The 22,239-nt window shown below is 53.9% G+C and carries 20 protein-coding genes and 1 tRNA gene; 14 read left to right on the top strand and 7 right to left on the bottom strand.

The features are described 5' to 3' along the window. Positions 1–2: 2 nt before the first annotated feature. The 3 genes from D5085_18085 to D5085_18075 form a co-directional block, all read right to left on the bottom strand. Positions 3–1,454 (bottom strand): DUF3375 domain-containing protein, encoded by a 1,452-nt coding sequence (locus D5085_18085; protein ID QEP44872.1) that lies wholly within the window; start codon positions 1,452–1,454, stop codon positions 3–5. A 404-nt stretch (positions 1,455–1,858) separates the two neighbouring features. Then, positions 1,859–3,043, bottom strand: coding sequence for a chromate efflux transporter (chrA, locus tag D5085_18080; protein ID QEP44871.1), 1,185 nt, complete (start codon positions 3,041–3,043; stop codon positions 1,859–1,861). A gap of 49 nt (positions 3,044–3,092) precedes the next feature. Further along, positions 3,093–3,539 (bottom strand): HEPN domain-containing protein, encoded by a 447-nt coding sequence (locus tag D5085_18075; protein QEP44870.1) that lies wholly within the window; start codon positions 3,537–3,539, stop codon positions 3,093–3,095. A gap of 324 nt (positions 3,540–3,863) precedes the next feature. Here D5085_18075 and D5085_18070 point away from each other — a divergent pair, with 324 nt between their 5' ends. The 5 genes from D5085_18070 (at position 3,864) to D5085_18050 (ending at position 7,232) form a co-directional block, all read left to right on the top strand. Then, complete coding sequence (locus D5085_18070; protein ID QEP44869.1) at positions 3,864–4,619, top strand: hypothetical protein; 756 nt, start codon at positions 3,864–3,866, stop codon at positions 4,617–4,619. Positions 4,620–4,736: 117 nt separating this feature from the next. Beyond that, positions 4,737–4,813, top strand: a tRNA-Val gene (locus D5085_18065). Between the two features lie 141 nt (positions 4,814–4,954). Continuing rightward, entirely contained in the window at positions 4,955–5,803 is an 849-nt protein-coding gene (locus D5085_18060) for a hypothetical protein (protein ID QEP44868.1), read from the top strand. Between the two features lie 2 nt (positions 5,804–5,805). Next, positions 5,806–6,840 (top strand): hypothetical protein, encoded by a 1,035-nt coding sequence (locus D5085_18055; protein ID QEP44867.1) that lies wholly within the window; start codon positions 5,806–5,808, stop codon positions 6,838–6,840. Between the two features lie 17 nt (positions 6,841–6,857). Further along, positions 6,858–7,232: a hypothetical protein gene (locus tag D5085_18050; GenBank protein QEP44866.1), complete on the top strand. Its 375-nt coding sequence runs from the start codon at positions 6,858–6,860 to the stop codon at positions 7,230–7,232. Between the two features lie 49 nt (positions 7,233–7,281). On the opposite strand, the gene D5085_18045 is transcribed toward D5085_18050, so the two are convergent. Beyond that, positions 7,282–7,782: a copper chaperone PCu(A)C gene (locus D5085_18045; protein ID QEP44865.1), complete on the bottom strand. Its 501-nt coding sequence runs from the start codon at positions 7,780–7,782 to the stop codon at positions 7,282–7,284. Positions 7,783–7,883: 101 nt separating this feature from the next. After that, positions 7,884–10,061, bottom strand: a complete 2,178-nt coding sequence (gene recQ, locus D5085_18040; protein ID QEP44864.1) for a DNA helicase RecQ — start codon at positions 10,059–10,061, stop codon at positions 7,884–7,886. Positions 10,062–10,067: 6 nt separating this feature from the next. Between recQ and D5085_18035 the strand changes: the two genes are divergently transcribed. Further along, positions 10,068–11,474, top strand: coding sequence for an adenylate/guanylate cyclase domain-containing protein (locus D5085_18035; protein ID QEP44863.1), 1,407 nt, complete (start codon positions 10,068–10,070; stop codon positions 11,472–11,474). A gap of 40 nt (positions 11,475–11,514) precedes the next feature. Here the strand turns inward: D5085_18035 and D5085_18030 are convergent, their stop codons facing one another. Both D5085_18030 and D5085_18025 read right to left on the bottom strand, forming a co-directional pair. Next, the gene (locus D5085_18030; protein ID QEP44862.1) at positions 11,515–14,364 is read right to left on the bottom strand and encodes an isoleucine--tRNA ligase; all 2,850 of its coding nucleotides are present in this window, start codon (positions 14,362–14,364) and stop codon (positions 11,515–11,517) included. 47 nt (positions 14,365–14,411) lie between these two features. Then, positions 14,412–15,353, bottom strand: a complete 942-nt coding sequence (locus tag D5085_18025) for a bifunctional riboflavin kinase/FAD synthetase (GenBank protein QEP44861.1) — start codon at positions 15,351–15,353, stop codon at positions 14,412–14,414. 60 nt (positions 15,354–15,413) lie between these two features. Here D5085_18025 and D5085_18020 point away from each other — a divergent pair, with 60 nt between their 5' ends. From D5085_18020 to D5085_17985, 8 genes are all read left to right on the top strand, one after another. Continuing rightward, a complete protein-coding gene (locus D5085_18020; protein ID QEP44860.1) occupies positions 15,414–16,580 on the top strand; it encodes an NADP-dependent malic enzyme in 1,167 nt (388 codons plus the stop codon). Between the two features lie 70 nt (positions 16,581–16,650). Next, complete coding sequence (locus D5085_18015; protein ID QEP44859.1) at positions 16,651–16,932, top strand: hypothetical protein; 282 nt, start codon at positions 16,651–16,653, stop codon at positions 16,930–16,932. A 16-nt stretch (positions 16,933–16,948) separates the two neighbouring features. Further along, entirely contained in the window at positions 16,949–17,836 is an 888-nt protein-coding gene (locus D5085_18010; GenBank protein QEP44858.1) for a kinase, read from the top strand. A 9-nt stretch (positions 17,837–17,845) separates the two neighbouring features. Further along, entirely contained in the window at positions 17,846–18,670 is an 825-nt protein-coding gene (locus tag D5085_18005; GenBank protein ID QEP44857.1) for an HAD-IIB family hydrolase, read from the top strand. Between the two features lie 13 nt (positions 18,671–18,683). Further along, positions 18,684–19,664 carry a DUF4351 domain-containing protein gene (locus D5085_18000; protein ID QEP44856.1) on the top strand — a complete coding sequence of 327 codons (981 nt, stop codon included), beginning with the start codon at positions 18,684–18,686 and terminating at the stop codon, positions 19,662–19,664. A gap of 48 nt (positions 19,665–19,712) precedes the next feature. Further along, complete coding sequence (locus tag D5085_17995; GenBank protein ID QEP44855.1) at positions 19,713–20,753, top strand: Rpn family recombination-promoting nuclease/putative transposase; 1,041 nt, start codon at positions 19,713–19,715, stop codon at positions 20,751–20,753. Further along, positions 20,744–21,556, top strand: coding sequence for a DUF4351 domain-containing protein (locus D5085_17990; protein ID QEP44854.1), 813 nt, complete (start codon positions 20,744–20,746; stop codon positions 21,554–21,556). The genes D5085_17995 and D5085_17990 overlap by 10 nt, the downstream gene beginning before the upstream one ends. Positions 21,557–21,604: 48 nt before the next feature. Further along, on the top strand, positions 21,605–22,204 hold the full coding sequence (locus D5085_17985) for a hypothetical protein (protein ID QEP44853.1): 600 nt from the start codon (positions 21,605–21,607) through the stop codon (positions 22,202–22,204). Positions 22,205–22,239: the final 35 nt, after the last annotated feature.

Here is a 22,239-nt window from a genome sequence, read left to right as displayed (position 1 = left end):
AGCTATTCATTGCTCCTCAGAAAAATAATGCGCGGCAAGGTTGCTTGGCGCATGAGGCCGCTCTCTATCTGCCAGCTCACCTGCTCCTGAACCTCATCATCCACGGCCGTTTTGGGCCACTCACCAGCTAGCTGCAGATAGACCACCAGCTCGGCCAATCCATGACTCAGCGGATGGCGAGTGACCACATCGGTTAGGGTGATCTGACTGTGAACTTGGAGCTCTTGCCGAATATTTCGACTCAACTCGGCCCGATCAACCACCACTTGGGCATAGAGAGCCGCTGTATCGACATCCGCATCCCCCTCATCTAGTGCCACTTCGGTAATGAGGGGCTTAAGCGGTAGTCGGTAGAGAGGTCGCTCGAAGGGCAGTTCAACCGTTGCGGATGTCTCGGCTAACGGCATGAAATCTCCCTTAGGTGCCGTCTCGCGTAACGCTAGCGCATGGTTTTCGATAGCGTGCAGGAGCTCCATGATGCGACGGTTCTCCAACCAAGCCTGATCGTCGAGAAAGCGCCGTAGCTGCTCGGAAAGCTTAGCCACCGTGCGCTGGGTGTGTTCACCTGCCTCCAACCAGTCATAATGGACGCGCAGCAGGCGAGTTTCAGGACGCATCGACTGGATCGGAGGCAGGGATAAAACCTGCTCTAGTAGGCGGGTCAACTCCTCTTGCCGAGACTGAGACATCAGAAAATCCCAGAAGGCACGAAAGCTCTTTCCTTGATCCGAATCGGCGATAGCATCGCGCTCGCCCATGATCTCTTCGAGCAGTGCCCCTTTAGCCCCCTCCCAGAGGGCAATGCGTTCTCGCACCCGCCGGTCGAGCGTGCGAAAATTGTGCTCCACCTCGCGAAAATCGGTCAGCAGCTCCCGCGCCAACTGTAAAAACTGTTGAAAGCGATCCTTCAGACCGGTCTCATCCAGAAGCGGAATATCACCCGCCAAAATGCGGGCGATCTCCACATCAATATCGTTGCGGCGTCTTTGCAGTTCGGCGATGCGTAGTTGTGGGTCACTCTGGCTCCCCTCGTTCATCTGCCGTAGCAGATCGAACAGGGTCAGTAGGCGCGATTCGGTACCGACAAAGGCGCGTTCGGTCAGCCCCTCTAGCCAGATCAAGGCCTTTTCTGTTGCGGGGGTCAGGTCAAAGTGCGGCTCGTCCGTTTCGGGTGGATAGAATTTTCGCAGCCACCCCTTATCGTTTTCGGCCCACTCTTTAAGATAGCTCTGCGCCGTTGCGGCAAAGGCATTGGCCCCGAGCTGCTCACGCAGGGCGAAGAGTTCATCTTCCAACGCCTCGACTAGATCTGCCTGAGAGAGATTGCGCACATTAGGCACGATGAACACCCGGTGCAGAAAACTGGCCACCAGCGGCGCGTGATTTGCGCACAGTAACCGCCACGCTGGGTGGTTCTGGCGGAGCAGCTCTAATGTGGCGTAGTCTAGTGCCATCTTGTCAGAGGTAAATTTTTCATCTTTTTAAGCACGCCGCTGCCTTATCATTCATTTGGCTATGATACCCAGCACATTTAATGGCTCCCCTGTAGGAAAGTCACGGTCAACCATTGATGAGTGATTAGACGATAACTACCAGCGAAAAGCAAGGGCTAATCCTGCGAGGAGCAATTAACAGATATCTGAAGGAAGCCGGTTGCAAAACTGCAAGCTGATGAACAAGAGATAAAAGCCATGTGGACGACCTTGTTCATCGTCTCGTCACCCTCATGAGGAACGATTCCCCGCCTTCCCCCTCCCCAAGCACTCCTACTGGGGGCTAGGCGCATAAAAAGCCTCCCACCAGCGGGGGGAAGTTTGGCGGGGGCTGACGAAGAGATGAACAAGGCCTTCCGCATTGGCTAGAGTATGCCACTAATCACCGTGGCAGCAACGCCCCAGGCAACAACCCAGAGTGGCGATAGTCGCCAGAGGGTGAGCATACCAAAAGCGGCGGTAGCAATCGCCATATCGGTAGTGGACAAAATGGCAGAGGTAAAGAGTGGATCGTATAGCGCGGCGCAGAGAATCCCGACAATGGCCGCATTGACACCAGCGATAGCATTGAGTGCCAACGGTTGGTGAGAGATAACTTGCCAAGCGGGTAACGCCGCTGCAATTAATAACAGGCCGGGGAGAAAGATAGCAACTAGCGCAATCGTGGCTGTGAGTAAACTACTATGATCTGAGGGGATGAGTGCGCCTAGATAGGCCGAAAAGGCGAACATTGGGCCGGGAATCGCTTGCGAAAAACCATACCCCGCTAGAAAGTGCTCCGCACTTACCCAGCCGGGTTCGACTACCGACTGTTCGAGCATTGGCAAGACGACATGCCCGCCCCCGAAGACCAAAGCGCCTGAACGATAGAAGGCATTAGCGATACTAGCGAGCTCGCCGGTAGCCGTCGCTAGCCAAGGGAGTGCTATGAGCAGCAGCAGAAACAGGGCGAATAGGAGTAGGGCGGTTTGGCGAGCTATGGGGACTGTGATCTGCGCCTCGGTGACAGCGTGCTCCTGCCGACAGAGCATCAGCCCAAGCGCGGCCCCAAAGAGCACTACCAAAATTTGGAACCAAGCTGAGCTAGTCAGCAGCAACAAAAGTGTCGCAAACATGGCAATAGCGCGTCGTTTAGTATCGGGGCAGAGGTTACGAAACATAGTGAATACGGCATCGGCCACAACCGCAAAGGCAACGATTTTTAGGCCATGAATAATCGTTTGACCAATAGGATCGACGAGGTTAGGAACCAGATAAGCGAAGAGGAGTAAGAGTAGCGCGGAGGGGAGCGTAAAGGCGATAAATGCGGCGATAGCACCTGCGGCACCTGCTCGTATCAGTCCTATCGCAAACCCGAGTTGACTACTTGCCGGGCCTGGTAAAAATTGGGATATTGCCAGTAGTTGAGCATATTGACTCTCTGTCACCCATTGGCGTCGCTCAACTAACTCTTTTCGAAAATATCCGATGTGGGCAATCGGGCCACCGAAAGAGGTTAAGCCAAGTTTTAAAAATGTGCTAAAGATATCTCTTATCTTACCGCCGTTCATTTAGGCAAACTCCTTAGCTTGGACGAAATGATGAACAAGGCCCATTTTTTTAAGAATCGGCTGGTGTTTCGCCGTTTTCATTAAACTCGATTAACTCATCCAGAAGATTGTCACAAATAGTTACACTTTGTCTGTAACCGTCACAATCGATTAAAAAATGATATCTGTATTCTTCCGCACAAACCGTAATAACTTGGAGCGCCATAAAGTATTTTGTTTTGTTCGTTTTAAATTTTGTACTAGCAAGGACTTCCTCTAATAATTTTTGTAGTTTATGAGACTTGCTATATGAACCGAATTGACTTTTTGTTTCCAGTAAGTGCTTGAAAAAGAGCTCCATCATTTGTTGATAATGGAAACACTCTATGGAGCAGTCTTTAATGTCTGTATCCGATAATAAATCAATAGTCAAAGCATGTTGCCACGCTTTCCACGCAAGGGTTTCAGTATTTTTAAATTGAGCCAGTTTTTCTTGATACATAATCACAATGCCCATTTTTTAGATAAAATTGCTTCGTATCGCCAGCTAAGAGCGAAAACCGGTAAAGTTTCTCAGGACGCAAGTGACATCAACACATCGCCCAAATGAGGCCGTGTGATGTCAGAGGCCAGTGTAACCGACTCTATCCCAATCCCAAAGAAAAACCTGCGCAACCGACCTTCCACCGCTGTGGGGGGGGGTAGGAGACCAAAAAAGGGCGAAACGATGAGCAACCTCTTAATTTATTAAACGACTTGTAAACAAATTGTAGTCAGAAATTAATAATTTGAGGGTAGGCTACCCGCTTCAACTTTTTAATGACTATCCGGAGATATTGTGATGCGTGCAAATATGATTGTGTTAGCGGTACTACTGCTCTTGGCTAATTTAGTCAAAGCGGATACGATTACGATTGTGGCGGATGAGTGGGCACCCTATAACAGTGTGCCGAATTCGGCCATGCCAGGTTATGGAATAGAGATTGCTCAACAGGCCTTTGCCCAAGCTGGCCATAGTGTTAACTATTTGATTATGCCGTGGAATAGAGCGTTAAAGGAGACCCGAGAGGGTAAATATAGTGCCGTCATTGGTGCCTATATTGAGGATGCCCCCGACTTCATCTTTCCTGACGAGGAGTTTGGCGTCTCCAAAAACTCCTTTTTTGTGCAAAAAGGATCAGCTTGGCGCTATACGGGGCTCGAATCACTGCTTAACCTGAAGGTGGGTATTATTCAGGACTACTCCTTTGGAGAGGAGTTAGATGACTTTTTTGCCAAACACCCCCAAATCACCGAGCATGTCTTTGGTAAAACACCCTTGGATCAAAATATCAAAAAATTATTGGCCGGTAGAGTGGATGTTTTGGTTGAAGATTCGAATGTCTTCATGCAAAAAGTGAAAGAGATGGGGGTGAGCGACAAAATCGAACACGTCGGTGATCAAGGCGACGCGAATAAGCTCTATATCGCCTTCTCCCCAGCCCTTGCAGAGTCAAAAACATACGCCGATATTTTATCTAAAGGGATTGTGGCCATGAAAAAATCGGGCGAGCTCGAACAGATTTTGGCAAAATATGGGCTCTCCTACTGGAAGTAGAGCTGAGAGCAATGAACAGTGATCTGAACTGCAGCTAGTAGATTTAATTTAAATTCAATGGGTTAAAAAACCTGTTGACACAATTTTTTTTCCGGTTATAATGCCTGCCAATTCAAAAGTCGCGTAGCTCAGTTGGTTAGAGCACTACCTTGACATGGTAGGGGTCGTTGGTTCAAATCCAATCGCGACTACCAGATCTACTTTCAGCACCCTATCACCAACCCAACCCACTCAAACCCGTGTGACAACGGGTTTTTTTACGCCTAACGCCTACCCATTTCACTGAAGAAATTTGTGGGAATTTTTCACATTTTTGAGCTATACTTGGGGGATGGATGGCTAAAGAGGAGTTGACTGTGCCACTAACCGAACTACAACAGCAGCTATTAAAAGCAGTGCGAACGCTACTGCGACCGCTAGTGAAGCTGCTTTTACAACAAGGGGTTACTCTGCCGATGTTGATAGATCAACTGCGTCCGCTCTATATTGAAGAGGCGAAAGCGGCCCAAGTGGGCAAGGCTAATATGAGCGCCTTATCGCTCGCGACCGGTATTCATCGTAAGGAGATTAAACGGCAGTTAGAGCAGCCACTGCTGTCGGAGCCCCCTGCCGGCCATATTTCACTCGGTACTCGGCTATTGGCGCTGTGGCTAGGAGAGCCGAGCTACAGCGATGCTGAGGGTAATCCGCTGCCGCTGCCGCGCAAAAGTGAGCAGGGGGTCGATTTTGAGTCGCTGGTGGAGTCAGTCAGTCGGGATGTTCGCCCCCGTTCGGTGCTGGATGACTGGTTACGACTTGGACTAGTCGAGATCGACGCCGAACAGCGAGTGGTGTTGCGACAGCAGGCGTTTGTACCGCAACAGGGGGAGGAGGAGTTACTCCACTTCTTTGGGCGCAATCTACGCGATCATTTGAGTGCTGGGGTGCATAATCTGCGGCATCGAGAGGAGCCCTTTATCGATCGGGCACTCTTTTATGATGGTTTGAGCGAAGCGTCGCTTCAGCAGTTGCGAGAGGTGAGCCGACAGCAGGGGCTAGCGCTGCTACAACAGCTTAATCGCCAAGCCTTAGCGTTAGCAAAAGTGGATGATCAGCAATCGGGCGAGAGGGGGCGTATGACCTTTGGGCTCTACTACTATCAAGAGTCGGGGGAGGGGGAGAGCCGGCAGAGGGAGGAGAGCTAGCTATGATGCGATGGCTGCAACGGGTGGTGCTATCGGGGCTACTGTTTCTTAGCGGTTGCGTTAGCCCGACCTATCCTGATGTGAGCGGAACGACACCTGAGCGGGGGCTAGGGGGCACTGGGGTGCTCTTAAGCGATGGCGAGGAGCGGGGGCTAGGCGGTACGGGAGTGATGGGGACTCTAACCGCCTTCGGTAGTATTTGGGTCAATGGGTTGCATATTGAGTTAGATGAGCAGACCTACTATCAGCGTAATGGCCGTCCCTCCACCGTGGCCTCGCTGGCGTTAGGGCAGCAGCTACGAGTGGTGGCGCGGGGGAGGGCGACTGAGCCGTTGGTGGCGACAGAGGTGGAGATTATCGATCAACTGCGTGGGCCGGTTAGCCACTACGAGGCAGCCGATAAGCTATTAATAGTGCTAGGGCAGACGGTTCGCTTAGAGGAGCTATCGGCAGTGTCCTCTACTTACAAGGCGGGGGAGTGGTTGAGGATCTCCGGTCTTCGTAGCGAGAGTGGTGAAATCTACGCAACCTCAATTGAGCCGATTGAGCCGGCCGCGATGGTGCTACTGCGCGGTGTTGTCACCGAACAGCCCGATGGGCAGACGACCATCGGCCAGCAGCCGCTGCTGCTGCCGCAGCCCTCCTCATGGCGTGAGCAGGCGGTGGTGGTGCGGGGAGAGTATCGCCAAGGCATTTTACGCACCACAACGATTGAGCCAGAGCTATCGCTCGATTCACTACAGCCGCTAAGGCAGCTATCGATTGAACAGCGTCGCCTATCAGCCCCGAGAGGGGAGGGGGAGAGATCGCTCTACCCGCTGATGGGGCTGCATCGCTTGCCGTTTGAGGCGCTGCCCCCCTCGCGCCTAAAGATACGCTATCTGCGCTACGATCCCCATGCTAATCGCCCTCCTAAGCCCCCTTTTCCTCTGCCGTTGCGGCCAGCTCGTCCAGAAGGTGCGGTGCTAGAGCGCCCCTTGCCGCTAGAGAGAGGGGGGGGATTGCCGCCCCGTCCCATTCGACCTATCCGACCTTAGGAGCCATTAACAGCCCGATGTTGATATCTACCCGTTTAGCGCCACTGCTACTGAGTGTTGTGTTTGTCACTCCTGACGCTGTTGCGGCAGCCGCTCCTCTGCCTTGGAGCGTGACCAGTGGAATCGATGTTAGTCGTGGCGATTATGGCCTATCGATCGCGACCGAGATGATCTCCCTCCCGCTAGCTCTGGGCTGGCGCAGCGGACAGTGGAGCTTAAGAGCGACCACCAGCCTAACTCGCTGGAGCGGGCCGGAGGGGAGCGTCGTGGTGGATGGGGTGAGTGTGGCGACTAGTACCACCACCGTCACCCAGTCGGGACGGGGGGATAGCACCGTGAGTGTGAAGTACAGCCTAGAGGCGGGGAGTCGTTCTATCTGTTACGGGGATTGAGTGACAGCAGCGTCGATCTGGGCGGCGGTAGTCAGTTGACCGTAAGATTTTAGTGGTTGCCCCCCTGTGGCATTCTCATCATCCCGCCCTCTTTCACCGGCAGGGTGATGGTTTGGGCACCCCCATTCATAAAGTTGAGTGTCAGCGAGATCTGATCGCCCACCTTGAGTGGCTTGACTAAATCGATCAGCATAATATGGTAGGAGCCTGGTTTAAGCTCAGTCGTACTGCCGCCACTAATACCGATGCTTTTGACCTGATACATCTCCATCATGCCGCTATGTTTGCGCACATTGTGTAGCTCGACTACCTTGGCGACATCTGAGGTGGCTGAGACTAGGTGATCCTCCTCGGTGGCGTGGTTCTGTAGCTGCATATAGGCCGCCGACATCCGCGAGGTCGGGGGGACGGCTCTTACCCAGCCGTGTTGAATTGAGACCCCCTCGTTGAGGCTGTCAGCGCGTACTTCGTGCGGTGTGTAGCCAGAGAGCGCCGCGAGTGAGAGTAGCGCGACGCCTAAAACGAGGCGGGATATTGAGCGATATGTCATATCTTTGGATAACTCCTGTTACGGTGAAAAGGGTAGTTTAACACGAGAGAGGGATGCGCCGAAAGCGTCAGGCCGCCCATCGCCGTTGGGATAGCGCAAAGTTAGTTTTGGGTTATTGCGGCTTGAACACAGCGCAAAATCTCGTATGAGAAGGTGCCATTTAGCGCCTCATAGATCGGCTTTAGGCGGTTCTTCTCCTCCATGTCTCGCATCGATTCCATCGTTTGGTAGATAAGATCGAACTGCTGCTGAGAGAGACCTGTGACCGCCATCACATCGAGCGTTCCGTTCCCAATCGCCTGACTTAAGTGGCTATAGATAGTTCCTAGTTTGAGTCCTCGCTCAATGGCGATGGCCTCAACCGTTAAGCCGCGCTGATAGAGTTCGAGCGAGAGGGTAGCGGTATCGGTGAGGCTAGATGGTGGCCGTGATGAGGGAGGGGAGGAGGGGGAGAGGAGATTGGCGTTATCGGTCGGTTCAAACTGCTGTAGTAGCGCCAGAAACGGTTCGCCATACTGTGTCAATTTATGTTGACCGATGCCGTGAATGGTCGCGAACTGTTGCAGTGAGGTGGGGTGGTGGGCGATGAGTTCAATGAGTGTCGCATCGTGAAAAATAGTAAAGGCGGGCACCCCCTGCTCATCGGCTAGCTGTTTGCGTAGCGCCTTAAGTGCCTGCCAGAGCGGCTGCTGCGCCTCGTTAAGGTTTGAGTGCGCCCGCTGTTGGGTGGGTTGATCGGTTTTGCGCTGCTGCTCCCTTAAGATTAGCGGCTGCTCGCCTCGTAGTACCGGGCGACTCGCCTCGGTTAGGTGAATCGCCCCATGCCCCTCAATATCGACACTTAAGAGTCCTAACGCGATGAGCTGTCGATAGAGGTTGCGCCACTGCTGTTGATTGAGCTCAGTGCCAATGCCATAGGTCGAGATCTGCTGGTGGCCAAAGCGGCGAATTTTGTCGGTATTGGCCCCTAACAGCACATCAATTAAGTGGTTGACGCCAAAACGCTGTCCGGTTCGATAGACGCACGATAACGCTTTTTGTGCCGCAACGGTGGCATCCCAGCTCTTAGGTGGCTCTAGACAGGTATCGCAGTTGCCGCACGGCTGCTCTAGCCTATCGCCAAAGTAGCTTAATAGCTGCTGGCGACGACACTGTAGAGTCTCGCATAGCGCTAGCATCGCATCGAGCTTGTGGCGCTCAATTCGTCTATGTTGCTCATCGGCACTCGATTCGGCCTGCATCTGACGCAGGGTAATCACATCCTGTAGGCCGTAGAGCATCCAAGCATCGGCCGGTAGGCCATCTCGTCCGGCGCGACCACTCTCTTGATAGTAGGCCTCGATACTTTTTGGCAAGTTAAGGTGGGCGACAAAGCGGACATCAGGTTTATCTATTCCCATGCCAAAGGCGATGGTGGCGACAATAATCACCCCCTCCTCATGCAGAAAACGGCGCTGGTGCGCTAGTCGCAGCTCAGCTACCATACCGGCATGGTAGGGCAGAGCAGTTAACCCTTGGGCCGAGAGCCAAGCGGCGGTCTCATCGACCTTTTTGCGCGACAGGCAGTAAACAATACCCGCCTCTTGTGAGTGCTGCTGCTGAATGAACTGTAGTAGCTGCTGTTTCGCATTACCGCGACTCTCTTGAATGTGGTAGCGAATATTGGGGCGATCAAAGCTGCTGATAAACTGTTGCGCCTGCTCTAATCCTAGGCGAAAGATAATCTCTTTGCGAGTTGTCTCATCAGCTGTGGCGGTCAAGGCGATGCGGGGGACGGTCGGAAAGAGCCGCTGTAGCTGCGATAGTTCGGTGTATTCGGGACGAAAGTCGTGTCCCCACTGTGAGACGCAGTGGGCCTCATCAATGGCAAATAGGGCGATCTTAAGCTGCTGTAGTTGCGTCAATGTGGCCGGTAGCAGTAGTCGTTCGGGGGCGATATAGAGCAGATCGAGCTCCCCCTGTTGTAGCTGGCGCTCAATCTCCCACACCTGTTCCATCCTTAAAGTTGAATTAAGCGCGGCAGCGGCGACACCGTTTTGCCGTAAGGCATCGACCTGATCCTGCATGAGGGCGATAAGAGGCGAGACCACCACCCCCACGCCGTTACGAACCATGGCCGGTATCTGGTAGCAGAGCGATTTACCGCCACCGGTCGGCATCAGTACTAGCGCATCGTTACCACGAATGAGGGTATCAATGACAGCGGCTTGATGGCCACGAAAGTTATCGTAGCCAAACTGCTGCTGCAAAATGGTTAGGGGGGAGGGGGCTGGGATCATTGAGATATGTTAAATTGGGTAGCGGCGCGCTGCAAGTTTATCGGTCATTATCTGTTAGACTTGGCCGAATTTAGCCCTCTTGAGGAACCAAACAGGAAGTTAACCATGATGATCAATCTTGCTCCGCCGGAAAAGGCGTTCCCTCTACAGCGCCTCTTCTACTCCCGCATTATTCCGGGTCTGGTGCTCTCCATGGCTGTCTTAATGGGTTTGGCCCTGTGGGGAGTTCACACTTTAACCGAAAATATCTACCTTAGTTTGGCGGCAAATCGTGCCGAAACCATTGAACTTAGTCTCCAAAAGGCCTCCCCGGCTCCATGGCGCGAGCTGATAGAGTCGCGCCATCCAGATCTGTTTATTCAAAGTGAGCGTGGTGCGGCGCTCATGACTACCATCAATAACCTGCTTGTGGATAGCCGTACGGATCGTTTTAAGCTCTATAATGCCAACCGAGTGCTACTCTACAGCCCCCAACAGGAGCGTATTGGCGAGTTTGAGAATAAAGCAACACTCGATCCTGTGTTTCGGCGCGGTATCCCGCTCATTTTGCCCAAGGAGGAGGCGGGTGAAAATGAGCTCTATATCCCTCTGCTTGATAGTAGCGGTCAGGTTCGGCTGGTGTTTGAGCTCTACGAAAAGAGCGACTACTTAGATGAACTGTTGTTTAAGAGTTTTCTGCCGACCATTATCGTCCCTACACTGCTGTTTTGGGGGCTATTTACCTATCTTACCCGATTGATTAAACAGGCCCAGACCGATATTGATGAGCGCTCTGACGCCTTGATCTCGGTGCGTAAAAAGTTGGAGCAGTTTGTCTCTTTCAGTACGATTAAGGCCGCCTCTATCGCCTCTGCTTCGGCAACCGGAGAGATTCAGCCGGTACGCATCGCGACGACGATCTACTACTCCGATATTCGCTCCTTCTCCAGTCTAGCCGATAGCTTGCCACCGGCGGAGGTGATCGATTATCTGAATAGGGTGATGTCGATTCAAATCGAGATTATTAAAAAGTATGGCGGCGATGTTGATAAGTTGATTGGGGATGCCGTATTGGCGCAGTTCGATGGCGCAGAGGGGGAGCGAAGTGCCGTTTTAGCCGCTGAAGAGATTATCGATACGCTGTTACCGATGGAGTTGTATCGTGGCATCGGTATTGGTATTCAGGCGGGTGATGTGTTGGCCTGTAGTATCGGTTCGGAGGATCGCAAAGACTTTACCATTATCGGCGATACCGTTAATTTGGCCGCTCGTCTCTGTGCGGCGGCTAAGGTGTGGGAGATTGTGGTGGAGGAGCGTACCCTGCGCCATAGCGGCTGTCGCAGCGAACAGTGGAGTGAACCGGAGTCGATTCAGGTGAAGGGGCATGAGCATCCGCTTGAGGTATCTCGTCTGCGCCGCTCTCCCACCTCCTAGCCCTCCACTAGCGCTAGAGGAGGGCCGAGGTGGAGTGAGACTAGGCAAAACGGCGCACTTCGCCACGACCACTAATATTGTCGAGACAGCGGCCACACAGCTCAGGGTGGTCGGGGTGCTGGCCAACATCCTCGCGATAGTGCCAGCAGCGGCTACATTTGGCCTGCTTGCTCGCCTCAACGACAATGACCACCTTCGCCCCACTTTTGAGGGTAGTGGCTGCCGCCGAGCTCTCTGCCGCCCCCTCAATCAGCGTTGCTGCCGAGGTGATCAGCACAAATCGTAGCTCATCTTCGAGCTGTCGGAGCCGCTCATAGAGCCTGCCGCGACAGGTGAGGGTCACCTCTGCTTGCAGGTTAGCACCAATTATCTTCCGATTGCGTAGCTGCTCTAACTCTCGATTGACCGCATCGCGTAGCTCCATCAGCTCACTCCAGTCGTCGAGCCCCATGGGGGAGCTATCCATGGGCGCAAAGGAGTACCACTCGGTTAAAAAGATGGTCTCACTGCGCTCTCCTGGTAGCTGCTGCCAAATCTCCTCGGCGGTAAAGCTTAAGATCGGCGCTAACCAGCGACTCATGGCATGGAGGATATGGTAAATCGCCGTTTGAGCCGAACGGCGAGGCAGGGAGTCGGCAGCGGTGGTGTAGATTCTATCTTTTAGGATATCGAGATAGAACGATCCCATATCGACCGAGCAGAAGTTGTGCACCTTTTGGTAGATTTGGTGAAACTCATAGTTCTCAAACGCCGGTAGTAGCTCCTGTTGCAGCGCTTTTGCTTTCGTTACCGCCCAGCTATCGAGCGCTAGTAGCTGTTCGGGGGGGATCATGTCGGTAGCGGGATCAAACGCACGCGGCTTCTCATCACCGGTGCCTAAGTTGGCCAACAGAAAGCGGGCAGTGTTGCGAATACGGCGGTAGGCATCGGCGGTGCGCTTTAATATCTCATCGGAGATGGCCATCTCGCCACTGGTATCGGTAGAGGCGACCCAGAGGCGCAAAATATCGGCACCAAGGGTGTTAATCACCTTCTGCGGTGCCACGACATTCCCCTTCGATTTTGACATCTTCTGCCCCTTCGCATCGACGGTAAAGCCGTGGGTTAGAACCTCTTTGTAGGGCGCTTGGCCGGTCATGGCCACCGCCGTGAGTAGCGAGGAGTGAAACCAGCCGCGGTGCTGATCGGAGCCTTCGAGATAGAGATCGGCTGGGCGCTGTAGCTCGTCGCGGCGCAGTAGCACGGTCGAGTGGGTGACACCGGAGTCGAACCAGACATCGAGCGTGTCGGTGACCTTATGGTAGTCGGGAGCCTCATCGCCTAAGAGTTCAGCCGGATCGAGGTTAAACCAAGCGTTAATTCCCTCCTGTTCGATTCGCAGCGCCACCGTCTCAAATAGCTCTGCGGTGCGGGGGTGGAGTTCACCGCTCTGTTGATGGACAAAGAGGGTAATCGGCACCCCCCAGTTGCGTTGGCGCGAGATACACCAGTCGGGGCGGTTGGCGATCATCCCCTCAATTCTTGCCTGCCCCCAGTCGGGGTGCCAGCGGGTTTGGCTAATCTGCTCTAGCGCGGCTCGCCGTAGCCCCTGCTGCTCCATGCTAATAAACCACTGCGGGGTGGCGCGAAAGATAACGGGGGTTTTATGGCGCCAGCAGTGGGGGTAGCTATGGAGAATCTGTTTGACTTTGATCAATTTTTGCCGCTGCTGTAGCACCTCAATGACGGCCTGATTGCCCTTAAAGACATGTAGGCCGGCGAACAGCTCGGTATCGGGCAGAAAACAGCCATCGTTACCGACCGGATTGGCGACCTCCAGATCGTACTGTTTACCGACGATAAAATCCTCCTGACCGTGGCCAGGGGCGGTATGAACCGCGCCAGTACCGGCCTCTAAGGTGACATGGTCGCCTAAAATGGTAGGGACGCTAAAATCGTAGAAGGGGTGGTGTAGGGAGAGATGCTCTAACTGAGCCCCCTTGCAGCGGCCGATAATCTCGAATTGTGCTATCTCGTAGCGATGTAGCGCCTCTTCGTATAGCCCCTCGGCCAGAATGAGGGTCTCCTCTCCGAACTCACTGCTGTGGGTATTGAGCAGCACATAGTCGAGGTCAGGGTGGAGGGCGACAGCGCGGTTAGCCGGTAGTGTCCAAGGGGTGGTAGTCCAGATGACGATATGGGTATTGGGCTGAAGTGGGGCGGTTAACTCGCCGAGGCGCTGCTGTAGATCGGCTCGATCGGCAACGCTAAAGCGGACATCGATCGCCGGTGAGGCCTTATCTTCGTACTCGACCTCCGCCTCCGCTAGCGCCGAGCCGCAGTCGGTACACCAGTGGACCGGCTTAGAGCCCTGATGGAGGTGGCCTTTGGCGATAATCTCCCCGAGCGCTCGGACAATATCGGCCTCATTTTGGTAGCTCATGGTGAGGTAGGGGGTCTCCCAGTCACCGATCACCCCTAGACGCTTAAAATCTTCACGCTGGCCGTTCATTTGCGCGGTGGCGAAGTCGCGACACGCTTGGCGAAACTCATCGGCGCTAATGGCGCTACCCGCTTTCCCCAGCTTTTTCTCGACCTGTAGCTCAATCGGCAGGCCGTGGCAGTCCCAGCCGGGGAGATAGGGGGAGTCAAATCCTGATAGGGTGCGCGATTTGACAATCATATCTTTAAGAATCTTATTGACCGCGTGGCCGATATGGATATCGCCGTTAGCGTAGGGGGGGCCGTCGTGGAGGATAAATTTCTCTCTGCCCTCACCTGCCTGACGCAGCTGCTGATAGAGGCGAATCTTCTCCCACCAAGCGAGCAGCTCTGGTTCGCGCTTGGGCAGATTGCCGCGCATCGGGAAGTCAGTTTTAGGTAGGTTTAAGGTCTCTTTGTAGTCACTCATGGCGATGGTCTCAACTATTATTTAATCGGGGAGGGGGCCGGTGGGTCTTAGGGAGTCGCTGCCTGCTGCTGGTGCCACTGTCGGGCGGCGGCGGCATCGGCCTCAATTTGGCTCTTTAGCGCCTCAAACGAGGCAAACTTCTGCTCATTACGAATTTTATGCAGAAAATCGACATCGACATAGCAGCCGTAGATATCGCGGTTAAAGTCGAATAGGTGTACCTCTAGCAGCGTATTGTGGCCATCGACAGTCGGACGGTTGCCGAGGTTGGCGATACCTTGTAGCGGCTCAGCGCCAATGCCATACAGCTTAACTGCAAAGACGCCGTGTAGTGGTGAGGCTTTGCGATGGAGCAGAATATTGGCAGTCGGAAAGCCGATGGTGCGCCCCTTTTGGGCTCCGTGTGCAACTCGGCCACTCATGCGATAGGGGCGGCCTAGTAGCTCTGTTGCCGTGGCAAAATCGTCTGCGGCTAACGCTTGGCGAATGCGGGTGCTACTCACCCTCGCCTCGCCCAGAGCAAAGGTCTGTGTTGTGACAACTTGAAAGCCGGCTCGCTCGCCCGCCTCGGTGAGTAGTTGAAAATCGCCGCTACGATCGGCACCGAAGCGAAAGTCATCGCCAACGACCAGAAATTTGACCCCTAGGGCACGAATTAAGAGCTGTTCGATAAAACGGTCGGCTCTCATCGCCGCGAAGGTGGGGTTAAACTTGACTACGACGATCCGATCCACCGAGAGGTGTCGTAGCGCGCCTATCTTCTCCCGCAGGCGGGTGAGTCGGGGAGGGAGTTGAGGGCGCTGAAAATATTCGGCCGGTTGCGGCTCGAAGGTCATCACTGTGGTGGGGAGGTTGAGTCTAGCTCCCTGTGCGGCCAGATGGCCTAGCACCGCCTGGTGCCCTAAATGGACGCCATCAAAGTTGCCGATGGTGGCGACACAGCCGTGGTGGCGTGGGCGTAAATTGTGCAGACCGCGAATTAACTCCATAGGCTCCCTGTCACTGGTTTGTCAAAAGGGCGATTGTAACGACAATAGCGGTGACAATCTATGCAGCGGCAGGAATTTTGGCCTATTGGCGACAGAATCGGTTACCATAAGCGCCCCTTGCGGCTAATTGAGAGGTTTGAAAGGTGCGATATGGAGCAGGATGAGGTTTTTCAGCGCCACCTAGGTGGCAAAATTGAGATGGTCTCTAAAGTAGCGATTGAGAGTGAAGCGCTATTGCGCCAAATCTACACCCCCGGTGTAGCGAAGGTCTGTCAGGCGATTGCGGCCGACCCCGCTTTGGTGCGACGCTACACCAATATAGGTAACAGCGTGGCGATTGTTACCGATGGCAGTGCGATTTTGGGGTTAGGCCCTATTGGGGCGCTAGCCGGCCTACCGGTAATGGAGGGTAAGGCGGCGATTTTATCCCAATTTGCCGCTATCTCCTGCCAGCCGATTCTGTTTCAAAGCTCAGAGCCTAAGGTCATTATCGACAGCGTGGCGGCGATTGCGACCTCGTTTGGGGCGATTTTGTTAGAAGATATCGCCGCGCCGAACTGTTTTGAGATTGAGGCAGAGTTACAACGGCGGCTCGATATTCCGGTCTTTCACGACGACCAGCACGGGACAGCGGTGGTGGTTCTGTCGGTGCTGCTCAAGGCGGCTAAGCTGCATGGCATCGATTTACAGCAGGCGACCTTTGGCCAGATCGGGTTAGGGGCGGCCGGTATCGGTATCTGCTCTTTGCTACTGGCCTACGGTATGCCCAAAGTGCTCGGGAGCGATATTAACCCCGCAGCTACCGCCCGCTTAGAGAGCCTTGGGGGGGAGGGGGCGACGCTAGAGCAGGTGATGGCTAGGGCCGATATTGTCGTGACCACGACGGGGGTAAAGGGGTTGATTAAACCGGAGTGGGTTAGAGCAGGACAGATCATTTTGTCGCTCACCAATCCCGACCCCGAAATTGAGCCGGAGGTGGCGTTAGCCCATGGGGCGCTAGTGGCGCTTGATGGCAAGAGTGTTAACAATATGCTCGCCTTTCCGGGGCTGTTTCGTGGTGCGCTTGATGCTGAGGCGAGCCACATCAGCCAAGCGATGAAAATTGCCGCTGCCGTCAGGCTAGCCGAGTTGGCACCTGACAGGGCGCTGGTGGCTAACGGTATCGATAAAACCCTGCATCAGCAGGTTGCCGCTGCGGTGTTCGATGCGGCAAAGGTAACTAACTGATAAACAAAATGAAACACAACTAACGGAGTCTATAATGGCAAGTAACGACACGCCTCAAAACAGTTCACAGATGATTGAGAGCTGGATCTTTAGCATGATTCCGGTCGGAATCGCCTTTACCTTCTATATCGTGGCGATCCTCTTCTCCTCAATGGAACCTAAGGGGCTCTTCATCGCCTATGGGGCCGCTGCCGGCTTTGTCGGTCTGGAGAGCTACTGGATTATGCGGGGGGTACGCCAGCGTCAATTTGTGCCGATAGTGATGGGGGTCATCGGGATTGCATTAACCGCGCTACTGCTCTACGGTTATCTGAAGTTTACCGATCATCTCCCCCCACTGCCACTGCCGTAACGCCCTATCATGTTTAATGGACAGTCGAGTGGAGAGTTACCAACAGTTTTTAAGCCAACAGCAGCTACCTGAGGCCTATGTAACAGCGGCAGAGGCGTGGTTTACGCCAGCGGTTGAGGCGATTGTGGCATACCAGCGAGCGGTAGATCGGACGATTATCGTCGGCATTAACGGCTCGCAAGGATCGGGCAAATCGACCTTAACCGCCTATCTAGCGTTAGCGTTACAGCAGCGGCAGTTAAGCTCTGCGACGCTATCGCTAGACGATTTTTACCTCTCATCGCGTGCACGACAGCAGCTCGCTAAGCAGATTCACCCGCTGCTACAGACCCGAGGGGTGCCGGGCACGCACGATATGTCACTAGCGCATACGCTATTGCAGCAGCTATCTCGGCTAGGAGAGGTTAGGCTACCCCGCTTCGATAAGCGCTGCGATAACCCCTTTGCCGTTAGTGAGTGGCCACAACAGACCACACCGGTCGGCGTGGTGCTATTTGAAGGGTGGTGCTGGGGAACTCCGCCGCAGTCGCAGGCTGAGTTAGTTCAACCGCTGAATCGGCTAGAGGCGCAAGAGGATAGTGACGGCGTATGGCGCCACTATGTCAATCACCAAATCGCGGTTGCCTATGAGCCGCTCTATCAGCAGTGCGATATTTGGTTAATGTTGCAGGCACCATCGTTCGAGACGGTCTATGGCTGGCGCATGGAGCAGGAGCAGAAGTTGGCGGCCAAAACCGGCGTTTCGACCCCGCTGCTACAGCCGACGGCGATGGAGCGCTTTATTCACCACTACCAGCGCCTAACCGAACACGCGCTGCGGCAGCTCCCTGCCCGCTGTCACTTCTGCTACGCCCTGAATGAGTCGCGCCAAATCAGCCATTGTGACACTAATCGTCCGCTTTAATGGTTCTGAGTGGTGAATAGCGGATTACTTATTAGTACTGATCTAGATGGTACGCTGCTTAACCACCACGACTATCACTGGACGGCGGCTAGGCCGCTATTGCAGCGCTTAGCGCAGCAAGGGGTTGTGGTGGTGCTCAATAGTAGCAAAACCTTTGCCGAGCTGGCGGCGTTTAGTTACCCCCCCCCTTTTGAACGGCGCTGGCCCTTTATTTGCGAAAATGGGGCGGCGATTGCACTGCCCGATACTCCCGACTATGCAGAGCTGCTAACCGATGAGCTGCCGCGCCTGCAGGGGTATGCGCTGCTAGAACTCAGTGGCCCACGACAGCAGTGGCTGTCGCGACTGCAGCAGCTACCGGCCGAGTTGCAACACAGCTTTACCCCTTGGAGTCGGCTGGAGGTGGCGGCGATTGCTGCAGCGACCGGCTTAAGTCTGGCCGAGGCGGAGCTGGCATCACAGCGCCGTTATAGCGAACCGCTCTGCTGGCACGGTAGCGATAGCGACTATCAGGCTCTGCGTCAACGGCTAGAGGAGAGCGGCGCGGTGGTGACCCGAGGCGGGCGTTTTGTCCATATTGGCGATCGCTGCGATAAGGGACGCGCGTTGCAGCGACTATCCGATCTGCTGTTGCCGCTTAGTCCGACATCGTCGTGGCGGACGCTGGCGCTGGGCGATAGTGAGAATGATCGCCCGATGCTGGAGCAGGCGGAGGCGGCTGCCGTGGTGATTAATCCCCCTAAACCGGCTCTAGTACTCAATCGAGCCTGTTATACCACCCGACAACCGGCCCCAATGGGGTGGATTGAGGCGGTAGAGTGGTGGTTATCGTAACCGGCCTTGTTTCATGAAAAAACCGCCCCACACCACCCTCACCGACCCCCACGATCGCTTCTTTCGCGAGAACTTCGAACGCAAAGAGCTAGCGCAAGACTACCTGCAACACTACCTACCGAACGAGATAGTCGTCCTCCTAGATATGAGCACCCTGACCATCGCCAAAGATAGCTATGTCAGCAAAGAGCTGCGCAAATCGTTTTCAGATCTAGTCTATCGCGTAGAGTATCGTCACGAACCCGACCTATCCGAGGAGGAGAGGCCAGAAGGGGTTCACATCTACCTGCTGTTTGACCACAAAAGCACCCCCGACCGCTGGGTAGCGCTACAACTACTGCGTTATCAAGTGCTTAGTGCAGAGGCCTATCGCAAACAGAATCCGAAAGCCAAATACCTGCCACCGGTCTATCCGATAGTGCTCTACCACGGCCAATCGCGCTGGAATATAGCCCGCGACTATCAAGCCCTAATCCGACCACTCCCCGCAGCACTCACCCCCTATATCCCCCAATTTCGTTACGATCTACACGACATCTCCCCCCACGGAAAACTGGAACTCAAAGGGGAAGTGTTGACCCGTATGGCCTCATTAGCGTTACGCTATATCTATGATAAGCAACCGCTACAGCGACTGCTAGAGCTGATTGACCTAATCCGGCAAATTCAAGATCGCGCCACAGCGGTAGATGTATTAGAGTGCCTATTGCGCTACTATGTACAAGCCACGGAACGAGTTAGCGAAACCGAAGCGCGTGAAGCATTACAGACCCTACCCGATGGAGAACCACTGATGCAGACATTTATCGATAAATATGTGCAACAAGGCTTGCAACAAGGTGAGGCAAATATACTCATCCGCCAACTGAAAACCAAATTTGGCATAGTACCTGGTGAGACGATGGCAAGGATCGAACAGGCCGATGCCGACACTTTACTGCATTGGTCCGAACGCATCCTGACCGCCGAAAAGCCCGAAGATCTATTTCACTGAGTGGTCAATGGATAGCGGGTTTCGTAGGGGCGGGTTTCAAATCCGCCCTTGATACTAGCTGCCAAAAATTATCAAAACTACCACATGAAAAAACCGCCCCACACCACCCTCACCGACCCCCACGATCGCTTCTTTCGCGAGAACTTCGAACGCAAAGAGCTAGCGCAAGACTACCTGCAACACTACCTACCGAACGAGATAGTCGCCCTCCTAGATATGAGCACCCTGACCATCGCCAAAGATAGCTATGTCAGCAAAGAGCTACGCAAATCGTTTTCAGATCTAGTCTATCGCGTAGAGTATCGTCATGAACCCGACCTATCCGAGGAGGAGAGGCCAGAAGGGGTTCACATCTACCTGCTGTTTGACCACAAAAGCACCCCCGACCGCTGGGTGGCGCTACAACTACTTCGTTATCAAGTGCTTAGTGCAGAGGCCTATCGCAAACAGAATCCGAAAGCCAAATACCTGCCGCCGGTCTATCCGATAGTGCTCTACCACGGCCAATCGCGCTGGAATATAGCCCGCGACTATCAAGCCCTAATCCGACCACTCCCCGCAGCACTCACCCCCTATATCCCCCAATTTCGTTACGATCTACACGACATCTCCCCCGACGGAAAACTGGAACTCAAAGGGGAAGTGCTGACCCGTATGGCCTCATTAGCGTTACGCTATATCTATGATAAGCAACCGCTACAGCGACTGCTAGAGCTGATTGACCTAATCCGGCAAATTCAAGATCGCGCCACAGCGGTAGATGTATTAGAGTGCCTATTGCGCTACTATGTACAAGCCACGGAACGAGTTAGCGAAACCGAAGCGCGTGAAGCATTACAGACCCTACCCGATGGAGAACCACTGATGCAGACATTTATCGATAAATATGTGCAACAAGGCGTACAGCAAGGCGTACAGCAAGGCTTGCAACAGGGTGAGGCAAATATACTCATCCACCTAATGCAAACTAAATTTGGCACGGTACCTAGTGAGGCTATAGGGAGGATCGAACAGGCCGATGCCGACACTTTACTGCATTGGTCTGAACGCATCCTGACCGCCGAAAAGCCCGAAGATCTATTTCACTGAGTGGGCAATGGATAGCGGGTTTCGTAGGGGCGGGTTTCAAATGTCACGAACCCGACCTATCCGAGGAGGAGAGGCCAGAAGGGGTTCACATCTACCTGCTGTTTGACCACAAAAGCACCCCCGACCGCTGGGTAGCGCTACAACTACTTCGTTATCAAGTGCTTAGTGCAGAGGCCTATCGCAAACAGAATCCGAAAGCCAAATACCTGCCACCGGTCTATCCGATAGTGCTCTACCACGGCCAATCGCGCTGGAATATAGCCCGCGACTATCAAGCCCTAATCCGACCACTCCCCGCAGCACTCACCCCCTATATCCCCCAATTTCATTACGATCTACACGACATCTCCCCCCACGGAAAACTGGAACTCAAAGGGGAAGTACTGACCCGTATGGCCTCATTAGCGTTACGCTATATCTATGATAAGCAACCGCTACAGCGACTGCTAGAGCTGATTGACCTAATCCGGCAAATTCAAGATCGCGCCACAGCGGTAGATGTATTAGAGTGCCTATTGCGCTACTATGTACAAGCCACGGAACGAGTTAGCGAAACCGAAGCGCGTGAAGCATTACAGACCCTACCCGATGGAGAACCACTGATGCAGACATTTATCGATAAATATGTGCAACAAGGCTTGCAACAAGGTGAGGCAAATATACTCATCCGCCAACTGAAAACCAAATTTGGCATAGTACCTGGTGAGACGATGGCAAGGATCGAACAGGCCGATGCCGACACTTTACTGCATTGGTCCGAACGCATCCTGACCGCCGAAAAGCCCGAAGATCTATTTCACTGAGTGGTCAATGGATAGCGGGTTTCGTAGGGGCGGGTTTCAAATCCGCCCTTGATACTAGCTGCCAAAAATTATCAAAACTACCACATGAAAAAACCGCCCCACACCACCCTCACCGACCCCCACGATCGCTTCTTTCGCGAGAACTTCGAACGCAAAGAGCTAGCGCAAGACTACCTGCAACACTACCTACCGAACGAGATAGTCGCCCTCCTAGATATGAGCACCCTGACCATCGCCAAAGATAGCTATGTCAGCAAAGAGCTACGCAAATCGTTTTCAGATCTAGTCTATCGCGTAGAGTATCGTCATGAACCCGACCTATCCGAGGAGGAGAGGCCAGAAGGGGTTCACATCTACCTGCTGTTTGACCACAAAAGCACCCCCGACCGCTGGGTGGCGCTACAACTACTTCGTTATCAAGTGCTTAGTGCAGAGGCCTATCGCAAACAGAATCCGAAAGCCAAATACCTGCCGCCGGTCTATCCGATAGTGCTCTACCACGGCCAATCGCGCTGGAATATAGCCCGCGACTATCAAGCCCTAATCCGACCACTCCCCGCAGCACTCACCCCCTATATCCCCCAATTTCGTTACGATCTACACGACATCTCCCCCACGGAAAACTGGAACTCAAAGGGGAGGTGTTGACCCGTATGGCCTCATTAGCGTTACGCTATATCTAT

The organism is Ectothiorhodospiraceae bacterium BW-2, assembly GCA_008375315.1.
Lineage (GTDB): Bacteria > Pseudomonadota > Gammaproteobacteria > Thiohalomonadales > Thiohalomonadaceae > BW-2.
This window is presented reverse-complemented; position numbering and strand designations above follow the sequence as displayed.